The organism is Bacteroides sp. OF03-11BH, assembly GCF_003604005.1.
Lineage (GTDB): Bacteria > Bacteroidota > Bacteroidia > Bacteroidales > Bacteroidaceae > Bacteroides > Bacteroides ovatus.
Genome location: NZ_QTMW01000003.1, coordinates 182,745 through 198,127, shown reverse-complemented (window position 1 = coordinate 198,127; position 15,383 = coordinate 182,745). Strand labels below are relative to the sequence as shown.

8 protein-coding genes are annotated in these 15,383 nt (G+C 43.9%); all 8 read right to left on the bottom strand.

Features of this window, described 5'->3' with window-relative positions; all coding sequences use genetic code 11:
* Positions 1–10: 10 nt before the first annotated feature.
* The 8 genes from DXA54_RS03595 to DXA54_RS03560 all read right to left on the bottom strand — a co-directional run bounded on the left by DXA54_RS03595 (position 11) and on the right by DXA54_RS03560 (position 15,362).
* Positions 11–1,288: a hypothetical protein gene (locus tag DXA54_RS03595; protein WP_004311184.1), complete on the bottom strand. Its 1,278-nt coding sequence runs from the start codon at positions 1,286–1,288 to the stop codon at positions 11–13.
* Between the two features lie 93 nt (positions 1,289–1,381).
* On the bottom strand, positions 1,382–3,175 hold the full coding sequence (locus DXA54_RS03590; RefSeq protein ID WP_008646531.1) for a glycoside hydrolase family 2 protein: 1,794 nt from the start codon (positions 3,173–3,175) through the stop codon (positions 1,382–1,384).
* Between the two features lie 154 nt (positions 3,176–3,329).
* The gene (locus tag DXA54_RS03585; protein WP_120078981.1) at positions 3,330–5,387 is read right to left on the bottom strand and encodes an alpha-galactosidase; all 2,058 of its coding nucleotides are present in this window, start codon (positions 5,385–5,387) and stop codon (positions 3,330–3,332) included.
* Between the two features lie 81 nt (positions 5,388–5,468).
* Positions 5,469–7,007: a DUF4832 domain-containing protein gene (locus DXA54_RS03580; RefSeq protein ID WP_369745624.1), complete on the bottom strand. Its 1,539-nt coding sequence runs from the start codon at positions 7,005–7,007 to the stop codon at positions 5,469–5,471.
* A 37-nt stretch (positions 7,008–7,044) separates the two neighbouring features.
* The gene (locus DXA54_RS03575) at positions 7,045–8,616 is read right to left on the bottom strand and encodes a hypothetical protein (RefSeq protein ID WP_004311180.1); all 1,572 of its coding nucleotides are present in this window, start codon (positions 8,614–8,616) and stop codon (positions 7,045–7,047) included.
* 72 nt (positions 8,617–8,688) lie between these two features.
* Positions 8,689–9,990: a SusE domain-containing protein gene (locus DXA54_RS03570; RefSeq protein WP_050428270.1), complete on the bottom strand. Its 1,302-nt coding sequence runs from the start codon at positions 9,988–9,990 to the stop codon at positions 8,689–8,691.
* A gap of 26 nt (positions 9,991–10,016) precedes the next feature.
* Positions 10,017–11,963, bottom strand: coding sequence for a RagB/SusD family nutrient uptake outer membrane protein (locus DXA54_RS03565; protein WP_008646535.1), 1,947 nt, complete (start codon positions 11,961–11,963; stop codon positions 10,017–10,019).
* Positions 11,964–11,975: 12 nt separating this feature from the next.
* Positions 11,976–15,362, bottom strand: a complete 3,387-nt coding sequence (locus tag DXA54_RS03560; RefSeq protein ID WP_032849369.1) for a TonB-dependent receptor — start codon at positions 15,360–15,362, stop codon at positions 11,976–11,978.
* Between the last annotated feature and the right edge of the window lie 21 nt (positions 15,363–15,383).

The following is a 15,383-nucleotide window of genomic DNA, read 5'->3' as shown; positions in this document are numbered from 1 at the left end:
ATTAGTGATCTTACTTCAAATGTTTATCGGCAAACTTCACAAACTGCGTCCAGTCATACAGATTAATATCATGTTTTCCCGAACGGATATGATAACCTATAGTGCCTGACAATACAGGCTGATTAACAGCCGGCATTTCTTTTACCGGCAATCCCGGCAGCCCGAACAACTCATAAACAGGAGAGGCATATACACCGGAAAGAAATTCCCCTTTCGGGTCAGCCCAGCGGTCTTCTTCCGCACTGGCAATATAGACCGGACGGGGAGCCATCAGAGCAATCAATTCATGCTGGTCGACAGGAAGAGTGTCTTCTTTATCATTGTATTGCCAGAAATTCCGGCAAAACCAATGTGTAAACTGACAGTTCACAGCCCGTACAGTCTCTCCGAACTTTCTCCGCGACAATGCCGCACCACCACAACCGGAATCATTAGAAATAACCAAAGCAAAACGTGGGTCTATCGCACCGGCCCATAAAGTCGTTTTTCCGAGACGTGAATGTCCGAAGATGGCTATACGTTTGGCGTCAATGTCTTTATCCGTTTCAAAATAATCCATCGCACAACTCATTCCCCATGCCCAGGCAGCCAGAGTTCCCCACTCATCTTCAGCAGGCCGTGTCTGTCCCTTTTTGTAGTACAACGGATGAACTCCGTTCTGAAAACCATCATCAAAATCCGGATCAATGTCCCCACGGTAGAAAGTGGCCAGTCCATATCCATGTTCCATCAACATCTCTACCGGCCATCTGGAAGCTGCACTACCCCGGGGAAACATACGTTTTCTGCCATAAGCAATCATTCTCTCTTCTGACGGGAAAGTGATGCCCTCATCCGGGTGAATGGCATGATTACCTTTGAAATTTATTCCGAAAAACATGGGAACAGTCCCTTTTCGCCGATTAGGCAGATACATAAGTACTGTCAGATAATGCTTCTCATCTTTTGTGAGATAAACGGCTACTTCCTTACGGGTAGCCAAACCGCCCAAAGCTTCTCTATCTTCGTTCAGTAGCCGGAAATGCAAGTCCTTCGAGCGAACTGGAGCTTTACCATATATTTGAGTTTCGAACAGGCGGAGCAGTTCCGGACGCCGCTTTTCCACCCATTCTTTTTTAGTCGTCACTTTTCTGCCATTAGTCAGGGTCAGGACATCAGGAAGCGTATAGACAGGCACCTTACTCTCATCATAATTTACTTTTGTGATAACTTGTTCCAGTTCCGCAAGTTCTGATGTAGACTTGGAGCGAAGCCCTGTTTCATGGGCCGATTTCTGTTGGGCTTTCATTTCTCCTCCAAGAAATGAAAGCCCAAAAAGCAAACATACAAACCGAAAGCTATTTTGTCTCATGGATATTTAAGATTACATCCTAATTAATTTCTACTCACCAAACTTTGTTTTATAATACTCCCTCATCAAGTACCACGCCTTTTTGCGTATTCCCTGATCCGAGACTAATCCCTTACGATTCCAGCCATCCTGATTGGTCGGATGAAAACGGAACGGAGAACGGAAATCAAATAAAATCCATGGAGATACCCCCCGAAGATTCGGTATATTGTCGAACATACGGATATTGTCTCTGTAAAGCCGGGCTTGGTATTCTTCACTCCAGGAGCTTGCTACATTTTCATCTCCCGACTGCCCGTATAATGCCTCACCGCCAAACTCCGATATAATCAGCGGTTTATCCGGTATTACTTCCCATACCGCATTTTCCGGCTCGATGGGCCACGGATGATACCAACCCATGTATTTGTTGACCGCTACAACATCCAGTTGTGAGGTAAATGAATCTTCCATCACAAAACGTTTCTTCTCACGATTAAAACGTACCAAATCGAAAGCAGCCACATACAAACGGGTCGTATCCAATTGTTTGCCTGTTTCCAGCAAAGAGGTAAGAAATTCATTCCGTGCTTTGGAAGGCTGCGTTTCATTGGCAATTCCCCAATATCCGACTGCACAGCGATTCTGGTCACGCTTTATCATTTCAGACAACATCCTTTGCGCTTTCTTACGGGTATTGTTGTTCGTAAAGTCAATACCCTGCCAGACAGGTATCTCCTGCCAAAGGATAAAGCCCATCTTTTCTGCCAGTCGCACCGTATATTCGTTTTGCGGATAATGTGCCAGCCGAATCATATTTACGCCAAGCGCTTTTGCCTCATTCAGCAGCATCGCCGCATCTGCTTCCGAGAAAGCACGCCCCATGCGCTGAGGGATTTCTTCATGAAAGGAAATGCTGCACATAAATGTCGGCTTGCCATTCAGATAAATATCCGTTCCTTTCACCGTGATATTGCGGAAGCCGATTTGTTCTTCTACACGATCATTGGCTGAGGAAACGATTACTTCATAAAGTTTAGGATTCTCCGACGACCAACGTTCTAACTTCTTTATATTGAATACCGTTTCAGCCTTTCCTTCGGCATCAGTCAGCATATCAATGCTTGTTTTCAGTTCAGGGATAGAAACCGTAATCTTCTCACCTGCCTTTTTGTCCGAGAGAGCGACTTTGGCAATCATCCGGTTGGGAGATTCCTTATCCAGTTGGATGAAATAGTCTTCCAGATAAGTTTGTGGGGTAGTGACCAATAATACATCACGTGTGATACCGCCATAATTCCACCAGTCAAATGACATGGCAGGTATGGCATCTTTGGTACGACGGTTGTTTACTTCAATGGCAATAAAATTTTCTCCCTCATTCAGCAAGTCCGTCACTTCTATCTGGAAGGGAGTAAATCCTCCTTCATGACTTCCGATCTCTGCCCCATTCAAATAAACACGGCAACGATAGCTGACAGCTCCGAAATAAAGGAACTGACGTTTATGTGTCAAACGCTTTGCATCAAAATGACGTGCATACCATACTGTGCCTTCATAGTATTTAAGCTCCGGCGTTTGTGAATTCCAGTCACCAGGAACATTCAGCCGCAATCCTCCTTGAAAAGAATATTCATAGAAATCAGTGTTTCCTTTAGGACTTTGATTTCTATATACCTTCATTCCCCGACCTTGGTCATACAAGTCAATGATAGCATTCCATTTGCCGTTTAAAGAACGGATATCCCGACCATATACATTAGTTATCAGGTTTTGAGCTACTGCATTCCCTACAAAAAGGATAAACAGCAACATACACACGATTGTCTTTTTTCTGATTTGCATTAAATTATCTATTTATAAGATTAATATTCTTAACTATCAACGATTTACGCTCACGTTACTGAGTATATATATCCAGCATGGTGAGTATATATATCCAGCGTGGTGTATCTATATACCCACCACGCTGTATATATATGGCCTGTAAACAGGATAATTATCTTATTTCATAGCGATATAGCATAAAGTCATTCTTCTCAGGTAGAGAGACTTTTATTGTTCCTTTTCTGCCGACAGTCGTTACCATCAGTTTCCCATTCCCCAGTATCGGCGTACACATAACTTCTGCACCTTCGGGCAACCATGTTTCCACCCATGTCTCCTCCCGTGCATTATCTTCCCTGTAAATAAGGAGATAACCGTTTTTTGAATGACAAAGAGACTGAAATCCAGTCCACGAGCGCCCCGAAGGCTCTTCACCAATCGGTAAAATAGTTCCTTGATGGAAATCATACTGCACTTTCTTATACTTCTCCATTAAGTCTCTAATGCCAAATGCTTCTTCCGGCAAGTTGGAAGCCTCAAACCATGCCAATGGTTGCCCCGCCATAGTGGTCGCAAACAAATATTCAAAAGAATATCGGTGCGGGGCAAACGGATCATCTCCATATTTCTCCGTATTTCTCCATTTATTCAGAAACTCGATTTGTAATTTCTCTGCCGGAACATATTTGGACAGCATCCACAGGTTGCGAAGCGTCCAGTACGGATAGTAATTCTGCCAATCCGTATAACGGTTCTCTAAAAAGATGTTTCCATATTCGTTGAACATATGATAACCTCCCCGCCGACTGGCTGTCGCATCCAAATTGAACATGACTTTATTATCCGTTTCCGCCAATACTTTATCAAACAAGTTCCGGAGATTAATCTCCGCTTTCTTGGTAGGAATAGTCAATCCGTCAATCTTAAAAATACGGATACCATATTCACGATACAATCCTATCAGTGTTTCGGCATCTTTCTCCCAGTCGACAAAATCATTCTGCACACTCGGATTAAACCACAAACCAATTTCAATGCCCAGTTTCTTTCCTTTCTTTACTATCGGAGCCAATCCGCGGGGATATTTGACAGGATCCGGTTTCCAATAGTCCTTATTGTCCCAGATATTCTTAAAAGAACCTTTAGCTACCGCTGAGTTCGGGCTCTTGCCCACCTGCCATCCATCATCTATTTGAAAATGAGTGATTCCCAGTTTTGCGGCACGTTCCAACTCTTGCAGGCAAAATGCCTCATTGACTTTTGTGTCCTGACTACGGTCGCCCCAAGTGTTCATCATAACCATTTCATCACGATTCCGGAAATGACGACGAATATTCTTCTGGTAACTGCGGAGCGCTGTCAGTGCCTGCAATTCACCATCGCCATATACCCCTGTGACGCAACTATATGTTCTTGTCCATGTATCTTCCTGAATATTCTTTTCAGTAATTCCCAGTCCTGTAATCATGAATTTTCCGAATTCTGCGATGAAATCAGCACCTTTATAGGCTAACTGGACACTGGAACAAGGGGATTCTTTCAGAAAGAAAAAGTCGGTGCCTTCTTCCCCGTTTCGAACAAAGAGCAAATTCCCCCGATAACTGTTTTTACGATAGGCTATAACATCCCTCTCTGCCAACAAATTGTTGTTCCAATCTGTCACATCCCAAAATTCAACAGCCTTGGCATGCCAATGCTGCCCTTTAAGATATAATTGATCCAAAATAGCCGTAACGGATTTGGATTTCATGTCTTCAACGAACTCGATGTTTTTCCGGTCAGCCGCATTTTCTTCCCGTCCGCCAAAAACGCTGTTAACACTCCCTTTCAGATAAGTGTCACATGCTATGGCCGGACAACCGTCATATATACGATAAATCCGTTGTATATCCAATGTTCCCAAAGAGAATGTAACTATCGTCTTCAAGTAGGCCGGATGAATATCAGTCGCAGCCACCTTTTCTACCCGACAAGCTCCTTTGGAAGCTTCCCGGGTATCTTTGGAGATAAAGAAGTCCGGTGCCTGCTTTACCGTGAAAGTTGTTTTCCGGTTTGCCTTATCGCTCAGACTATAAGTGACAAGATTACCGTCATTCCAAATGAATTTTCGTTCAATACACTCATTTCCAATCACTAATGTATCTCCCTTCAACTCACTATAGCAGGTTTTCTGTGCATAAAGAGAAGACAGAGTACAGGCCAAGGCCAATACTATCAATAGTTTTTTCATGGTTAAAAAGTTATTATTATTTCTTCAAGGTACACGAATCCTGTAACCTTTCGTTAACCCCATCAAGTAGCTGATTGCCTGTTACCTTACGGTTACTTCCTGTAATTTAGCCCATCCGGCATTCAACATGTTCTCCGGCACAGCCATTTCCAAGCCGATCGCATTATCCTTGGTAGTATCAACAAGCCCCACTGCCCAATAATAACTCCCCGGAGTTACTCCTTTGAGACGTAAATCAAAAGTGTAAACTGCAGGGATGCCTTGCATCCATTTGGATAAGTCTGTCTGTTTGTCCACAAACACCTTCTGCACCCTATTCCGACTGTCCATCAGCGCGAAAGCCACTTTATATTTTTGGTTCCATTGCGGAATATTGGTGGGGCAATATCCCCAGCCAAGATTATTCCAACGGTGTATAATCCGAAGTTTCTGATTTTTTGCCACATCTGTAGGTAAAGAAATCATATCCGGATAGAGACGATAGCCGCCTTCCGAAATAAACCGTTGCACAAGAGGGAATGTATTGTGAAACCACGATTCCGTTTCACCCACACGGAAGTCCATCATATTGACACGCGCCTCTTTACTATCATCGAATTCTCCCTGACGCACATCTTCGGGATGTCCCTTCCGATAATTGCGGGGATCCACCCAAAAGCTGTGGATTTTGCCTGTAATCCATCCGCCTTCCATCAGTATGGGGCGAACGCCGAAATATTTCTTGGCAAAGTCACGTTCCCATTCACCATAATACAGCCCCATACCGAATGCGTCATGACGCAAAGAATATCCTTTTTCAACTACTTCATCAAGCAAGAACTCACTGTCAAGGTCATACTTATTATCGTCCCAGTCCTTACCGGCACCCACAAAACGATGATAGTTGATGACAACCGGAACGTCTCTGAATGCTTTCAGATACAAGTCTGCCAGCCAGTCAAGTACAGGTTTACGGGGCTTTTCATCTCCCGTAGAATAAAGCGTAGTGTGATACTCGCCCCACTTTCCCAGACCTGTTCCGTCGATAAAGTCCACCTCGTCAGGATTGCCAAAGTCTTTGGCTAAAGCCCAAACGAATTTTTCATAATACTTTTGAAAAATAGGGTCATCAGGATAAGGTGACCATCTTCCTCTCCACACGAAGCCCTTCGTACCAGCCTCCCGCACAAAGTCGGGCGTAAAGTCATAGCCTTTATCACGGCTGTCGACCACCACCCGGAAAGCAAGACGCATTTTTCTTGCACGTGCTCCCTCAATCAGCATTTTCAGCATGGGATCCGTATTCCAGCCATAAACGTTTTCTTCAGGATTCAACTTCCTCCAACTGGTACGGATATAAAGAGTATGGGCATAATCGGACACCTTTACCGTTCCCACACCGGGTACCTGCATATTGTCACACTTCTCCCAGAAATCTTCCTTCACACCGGGGGTGGCATAAAGCACCCAGCCGGTTTGTGGGTTACGCAACAAGCGCTGCCTGTCTGGTTCTATTCTTATTATCTTGTTATCCCGTGCCAAGTTCTGTTTCAAGGTTCCGGCATCCGACCCGCCGCTTATGGCAGCGGCTTGAAGCGCAAACGACCCTAAAAATATAGGCATCAAAAGTCCTGATCTCATTTTACCTTTAATCATACAACTCATTATACGTATTTACTTATTTTACCGTAAGTGTCTGTAATTTCAACCAACCGGAATCCAGTAGGTTGGCATCCTTGTTCACGGCCATTTCGAGTCCGATTTCATTGTCTTTGGTAACGTCCACCAAACCTACCGCCCATGAATAGGCACCAACAGAAACGCCTTTCAGATTCAACTTGGTGGTATAAGTAGTCGGGGCTTCCTTCAGCCAAGTCGACAGGTCGGTTTGCTCGTCCACAAATATCTTTTTCACTTCATTATTATCATTCAGCAATGCAAAAGCCACTTTATATTTCTGATTCCAAGTTCTGATATTAGTAGGACAATATCCCCAACCCATATTGCGCCAGCGGTGAACAACAGTAACATCCTGACCACCATTTGCCGAAACAGGCAAAGAAACCATGTCCGGATAGAGACGGTAACCGCCTTCCGCTATAAAACGCTGTACATAAGAGAACGTTTTTTCAAACCATGATTCCGTTTCACCCAAACGGAAGTCCATCGTATTGACACATGCCAGCATGGAATCTTCAAACTCTCCCTTGCGGACATCTTCGGGATGACCTTCCCGATAACGATAAGCATCATCGAAATACCAATAACGGTGCGTGTCGGTCACCCATCCACCTTCCATAATGATAGGAAGCTTATATCTGTATTTCAAGGCAATATTTTTCTCCCAATCTTTATAATAGCCACTCATACCAAAAGCGTCGTGACGCAGGATGTATCCGTTATTGAGGGCTATGTTCAGCAACGGCTCCGCATCAGGCGGCACTGTTTCCTGCCAAGAATCCTGATAAGTATCGCCCAACATACGGTGATAGTTGATCACCAGAGGCACTTTCGTGAAATGACGTGCATACAACGCTGTAATCCACTCCATTACCTGAAACTTATTTCCATCGTTAGCATAAATCATAGCATGCGACTCTCCCCATTTACCCAATCCGTAACCGTCAATAAAATCTACCTTATCGGGGTCATTGTATTGGCGGGCAAAAGCCTCGATAAACTCTCCATAGTGCTTTTGGAACACTTGGTCATCAGGATAAGGACACTTATTGTTTGCTGTATTATACCATTTACAGCCTTCATCGAATACGAACTCAGGAGTATTCTGTTTTTGGTCGCGCCCATCCACCAGTACACGCAAGGCGATACGTAATCCTCTATCATGTACACTTTTAATGATACGTGAGATATCGGAGCTAGGGTCATCCCAAGCATATTTTCCCTTTTGGGGCTCCAATGTCTTCCAATTCGTACGCAAGTAGCAGGAAGAAGCGTAATCGGAGACTTTTACGTATTTTGCCAGATCGGGTACATACATGTGGTCATAGCCTCTTTCTTCCCAAAATGTCTCGTTTTTCTCACGCGCCAGATACAGTACCCAGCCATTCAGAGGATTCCGAAGAACACGTGTCTTATTAGGGTTAATCCGCACCGTTACATTCTCGGCAGGCAAATCCCCATCACCGGTATTTCCCGTTTCACTTTCACTATCCGAGCAGGCAATTGCTACCATAGCCCCGAAGAGCAACACTCCCAAAGGCATCATTATTCGTTTCCAGTTCATTCTCATATAATTATTCTTTAAAAAGAAGGATATGCCGCCCTAAAAACAGGGCAGGCACACCCTCTTCAGTAAATGACTTTAATATTCGCTCATGTATATCCGCATATTTCTTAAGTCGACGATGGTGAGCAACGGTCTCATGTACCATGTGAACATAGCTTCACGATACTGTTCACGAGCTTCGCTTTCCGCATGGATAGGTGTCCAGGTGTTCAGTTTCAACTCTTGCTTGTATTTCCATCGGCTATCACTCTTGTCCAGCGCAAGTATATCGTCAGGAATTACAGGAACAAGACACCATGAGAAATGGGGACCACCGGGATAACCGCCTTCGAAATGCGGAACATCAAGAACAAACTTACCGTTTTCTTTCTTATCCGAACCGCCTCCCCAAGCGGAAGTCCATGAAATCTTGCCGACAAGCAGTTGCGGATCGACCAAACTCGGCTTGAAGCCGCCGCCCTTCAGATCATTCCCCCACTTGGTAATGTCGCCATATGCCCAAAGGTTGGTAACATCTACATCATGCCATCCATTAAGTTTATCCTTAAAATGCGCCTTATATGGTTCCAGCTTCTTATCCGGTGAGTAAATTTTCAGTTTCCGGGTTTCCGTGTTCAATATTACACGATATTCTCCGTCTTTAGGCAAATTCAGCATCGCAGGCTCATCTCCCAATACAACATCTACCTCTTCACCGTCTACCCAGTTGTTAACGCCTTCTGCCAGTTGGATATAAGATTCACCCTGTTCTGTTTCCAAAGCAATCCCCATCTCACCCTGCACTAAATCTTGTACAAACGCATATTGGAACTCATTCTCCATGGTTTTGCTCATTACCAGCTTATCATTGTCGGTAGAAGTTCCGGAAAGAACAATGCGATTGGCTTCCCATACCAATGGACGGTAAGGACGCACATTTACAGTAACAGTACGCACTTCGGGCATAGCATAACGGGGACCACCCTCCCATTTTGCAATGACACGAAACTGCACGGGCACCACTTTGGAGTAGTTCTGTCCCCACTTATCCACCAGCAACATTTGCAGCTCTTCAGTGGTATAACTCTTACTAAATACTCCATAGTCCTCATCAACACGTACACAGCTTTCAAACTCGTGTCCTTCAATATCTATTTTAGTCACATAAGAGATAGCATAGTCTTCGGGCATCTCACGAGCCGGTGTCCACTCAAAACTCACCGCCACTTCATTCGGTCTGTCCCTATCTAATTCTATATCGGTAGCCGAAACAGTCAGTTCCATCTTCTCACCGGGGTTGGTGAGCCATGTCAAATCAGCTTCTTTATCATCTTTACATCCGCCAAGGATAAACAGTACTACCAATGGCAGATATGCATAAAATAGTTTGTTTCTCATATTTCTTATTGATTTTATAGTGTTAATCAATTCATCCAACCCGGCATCTGTTTCAAGTTCGGATTCTTGTCTATCTCATCCTGAGGTATCGGCCACCAATAACTTTTGAACTTACGAGTTTGATAACGCACACGTTTATAAAACTCATCTCTATTCCCCTTTTCAGCCAGCATGTTCATACCATAGAAGTTACCATTCAGCACATTCTCCGCCTCTTTCCAGCGACGCAGGTCGAACCAGCGCAAACCACCTTCGCAGTTCATCTCAACTCTTCTCTCACGACGAATCAGTTTACGCATCTCTTCCGGGTCGGTAGGAATTCCGAGCTTTTTTTCTCCTGCTGCATATTGCGGAATGCCGGCTCTTTCACGAATTTTATCAATGTATTTCACAATATCTGTCTTGTCGGCATCATAAGTACCTTTAGCAATACTATACTCGAGTGCTGATTCTGCATAGCTCAGATAGGCTTCAGCAAGGCGATAAAGAATACCTTGACGCGACTTATAGCTACCGGTATTCGTTGAATGAACGAAAGTAGGATCAACATGCTTCCGAATCAGGTAACCGGCTGACGGGTTATCGTGCGACGGCTGCCCATCTTCACCATTAAAAAAGAAGTTGGTCGCTTTCCCTTTCCCCCAATGGTACTGTTCGTTGTAGACCACCGAAATATAGAAACGAGGTTCACGATTACAATACATATTGAACGTATTCTTTGGAGCAACGACATGACGGTCTCCACTAGCTTTGGAACCGGCTACGGCATAATGCCAATTAGTAGCACGCACATCATCTTCTGTAGAATAACCTGTTTCACTATATCCGGACTCCAAATCAACAATGGCTGTTTGTGTTTCACCACTATTGTTGTATCCTAAGATAGGCATTTTACCGTCTTTCATAAAGAAATCGTCCACCAGCAACTGAGTAACACCTAGCGAACCAGACCCACCAGCACCACGAGGAAGAGCTTGGTCGTCAAACCAACCTGCATTATCCTTAGTACGCGGGAAAATAATTTCCGTATTGCCGTCCTTATAACGAAGCATCATCATGTTCTGATAAGAAAGGAACGGATCAATAGTTACTCCATCAGACAAATATTCCTTATATAAAGCGTGTCCCGCTTTCTCGGCTTCTTCAATCAGCAGTTTATTGGCGTCTTTTGCCCGTTTCCAATGATTTTCATTGAAAGTGGAATTAAAGATTTTCACTCCATCTACATTAGTCATAGCCTGCATTTCAGGATCCATATCTTTCCCAGGACTAGGATTCACCAAATCACTGGCAGCAAACGTCAGCAAACGGGCACGCATAGCAAGACAAATCAGTGAAGTGATACGACCGTATTTATTGGCTTCGTCATAAGAAGCGGGTAACTGTCGGGAAGCTTCCAACAACTCGTTAGCCGCCCAGTCTACAACAACATCAAAAGGTTCTTGTTTCAGTAATAAAGATTCCCCCGATAGTTCTACAGCCGCTTCCCGAATAATAGGAACTGCTCCGTACGTCATCGCCATCATAGCGTGGTAGTAAGCAATGAAAAAACGACACTCCGCTTTCATATAATTAATCTCCTTTTCAGATACATCGGACAAAGGATGCGCATATTTAATCAAAGTGTATGCTTGACGAATTGCCTTTGGATACTTATCCCAATAAGTCACTACTCCCGGACTGATAGGCGTCCAGTTTCCATTCTGATACTGAATCGCCTTAAATCCCTGTGACTCCCACCCTACAGAAGGTGCAAGTTCGTCACCAATGGCGTCCGGACCGTCATAAATATAAAACTCCGGCATTACAGAATAGAGATAGGAAAGCCAACGTTCCAGATTGCCCCTGTTGGAAAATACATTCTCCAATGTCAGCTGGTCATCCGGCATTTTGTCCAGATAATCAGAGCATGAAGTTAAAGGCAATACACCCAAAACGCCCAATAATATATATGTAATAATTCTGTTTTTCATATCATATTTATTTTAGAAAGTAATGTCAAAACCTACTGATACTGATTTCATAGCCGGATATTTAGCACCGTCACCGGTTGCCAGCTCCGGATCCCACAGATTGAACTTGGAGAAGGTTAGCAGGTTCGTTCCACGCACGAAAACACGGGCATTGGAAATCACAAACCCCTGCAACCATTTCTTCGGACAGGAGTATCCTAATTCTAAATTTTTCAGACGCAGGAAACTCATATTGCGCAACCACCAGGTAGACTTCTGGCTATTATTGGCATTCGGTCCGTAATCGGCACGCGGATAGAATACATCCTGGCTTTGGTTATCCACCGTCCAACGGTCTTGATAGTTATCAAAGATATTATACATGGAGCCTTTATTGGATGCCGGCATAATATTTGAAGAAAGGATACGCCAAGTACGTCCAATACCCTGAAACATTGCTCCAAAGTCAAGCTCTTTCCAGCGTAAATTCACTCCGAATCCGTAAACTATCTCCGGATTCTCGGTACCTCCGATAGCCATTTGGTCATAAGTATCGATAAATCCGTTCTTGTCCAGATCCACATACTTGATATCACCCGGGCGAACTTTTGCTGTAAAAGTTTGTTTCGGAACACCATCTTTCAAAACTCCGTTCTCCACATCTTTAAAATCATCTTCTGTAAACAAACGGTCGTGGACATAGCCGAAAATCTGCCCTACCGGATGACCGGTTTCAGCACGAGTTGTTCCAATGGTTCCCAAAGGTTCATCTTTGTCGATGATTTCATTATGGGCATAAGTGAAGCTACCCATCAGACCGATAAAGAAATCTTTGCCGATTTGCTTGTTGACATTCAACGTTACTTCCGCTCCCTGATTCTTCACTTTACCACGGTTGCCCCATGGGTTCCTATAGAAACCGGAGGTAGCAGGAATAGAGTTCAACTCTACAAGGATGTTGTTACGGCGTTCGTCGAAAAAATCTACCTGAAGGTCTACCATACCATTGAACAGACCCAGTTCCAAGCCAACGTTGGCTTTGTTTACAATTTCCCAAGTCAAGTCAGGAATACCGAAGTCGCCCTCTACCATGTTATTACGTCCATAATCTCCGTCCAACCCCCAACGGTATAAGTCAGGCACATCATTCCATTGATCAAGGATAGTGGATATATAGGCGAAACGACGTCCTTTCAGATTAGCATTACCTACCTGTCCGTAGGAAGCACGCAACTTCAATTTAGAAATCGTGTTGCGAAAAGGCTGCATGAAAGGTTCTTCCGAAACAATCCAGCCAACAGCAGCCGACGGAAAGAAACCATAGCGTTTTCCTTTGGCGAAGTTTTCAGTACCGTTGTACCCAAAATTGAATTCGGCTACATACTTTCCACTGTAGGTATATGAAGCACGTCCGGCCAATCCCTGATTACGGTAAGGCAGCGATTCCCCCTTATCGTAATGGCGACGGTTGAAGAGTAGCATGGCAGATACGGCATGTTTGTCAGCAAAGGTACGGTCATAATTCAGGCTGGCTTCCATATAGATACTCTTGTCACCATATTCTGCCGATTTGGAAGTACCCAAGAAGTTACCACCTTGTTGTTTTTGGGCCAGAATCAATTCGCCCTCTTCGTTTCTGCCGCTAGCGGCATTCCAATATTCTATTTTCTTGGAACGAGTCACTTTGCCGGTAGAATAACGGTCAAATGAGAAAGTTCCTTTTATTTTCAAACCGGGAGTCAAAAATTTCAGGTCTTGCTCCAGAGAAAACAGCGTCTCAATCTTACTGGCAGTGGAACGGGCGAAACCGCTCTGAGTAGCCATTGCCCAAGGATTACCCTCTTCCTGCCAAGCAGGAATCTCACCGGATGAATAGCGGATGGGAAACATGAAGGGAGTGAAACGGAACGCACGGCTGAAAATTTGGTCCGTACTTTCAGGTGAAGAGTTACGATCCTGAAGATATCCCCCGATATTAAAACGAACTTGAGTGGTGGGAGAGAGTTTCAAGTCAACATTGGAACGTACATTGTAACGTTGCAATTTGATAGTAGGATCCCAATCCAGGCTCTTGTCGCGTGTAAGAATGCCACGTTCGTTGTAAACCGCAGCCACAAACGAATAACGCAAATTTTCCGAACCACCGGATACATCTACTGTAATACGTTGGTTGGCAGCATGGTCTCTAGAAATAGCATCAATCCAGTTTACATCAGGATACAAATCGGGGTCATATCCCGCACGTGTTTTGGCAATCCGGTCGGCATACATCGGAGACTGTCCGGTATCATCCAATACATCATCCAGCAACTGCATATAATCGGCAGCCCCGATATAGCTGGGAAGTTTTATCGGTTGCGTGAACGCAAATTCCGATTTCACCACTACCCGAGGCTTACCCACATGTCCGCGCTTGGTATTAATCAAAATCACACCATTCGCACCACGTACACCATACACTGCACTGGCAGCCGCATCTTTCAATACGGAGAACGACTCGATTTCTTCTACATCAATATTATTCAGGCTACGTTCAATACCATCTACCAGCACCAATGGGTCTTTACCCACATCCTGAAAGGTACTGATACCACGGATCCAAAACGAAGAGTTATCGTATCCCGGTTCTCCGGAACGCTGCACACCAATCACACCTGTCACTGTGCCAGCCAAATTGTTACTCAATGAACGGGAAGTAGAAACATTCAATTTTGCCGGTTCAACAGTTGTGATAGAACCCACTACAGACTCTTTCTTTTGTGCGCCATAAGCCACAACAACAACTTCATCTAACTGACCAACATCTTCTACCATTATCACATTCAGTACTCTACGATTATTGACCTTTTCATCTTTCGGGACAAAGCCGATATAGCGGAAGGAAAGTTCAGCATATTTATCCGGCACAGCAATGCTATATGCACCATTCATATCTGTTATCGCATTCACCGTAGAGTCTTTTTTCATAAAGATTGAAACACCAATCAAAGGTTCACCCTTCTCATCGGTAACGTTACCCACAATCTTAAAACCTCGAACTTGCTTTATCGCAGGAGCCTGTTCCGGCACTGAAATCGTAATCTGTCTTCCCGACATTTTATAATTCAACCCCGTTTTTGAGAACAGCTCATTTAATACAGCATCTATTTTCTTATTGGAAACTGAAATGGAGACTTTGTTATTCAGATTCTTTTTCACATTCTCTGAATAAATAAATATGTACTTACTATGTTTCTCGATATAATCTAAGATATCTTTAACTGTAGCATTCTCATACTGTACTGAGAATAGATCTTCTTCGGAATTCCAACTAATAGAATTAGCACCGAATGAAGAAAATGGAATCATAAAAAAGACGTTTATAATGCAAAAAAGCTTAAGTCTTTTCTTTAAGTGTAAAAAAATACTTTTCTTTACCATAAAAATTTCTTTTTAGGTTAA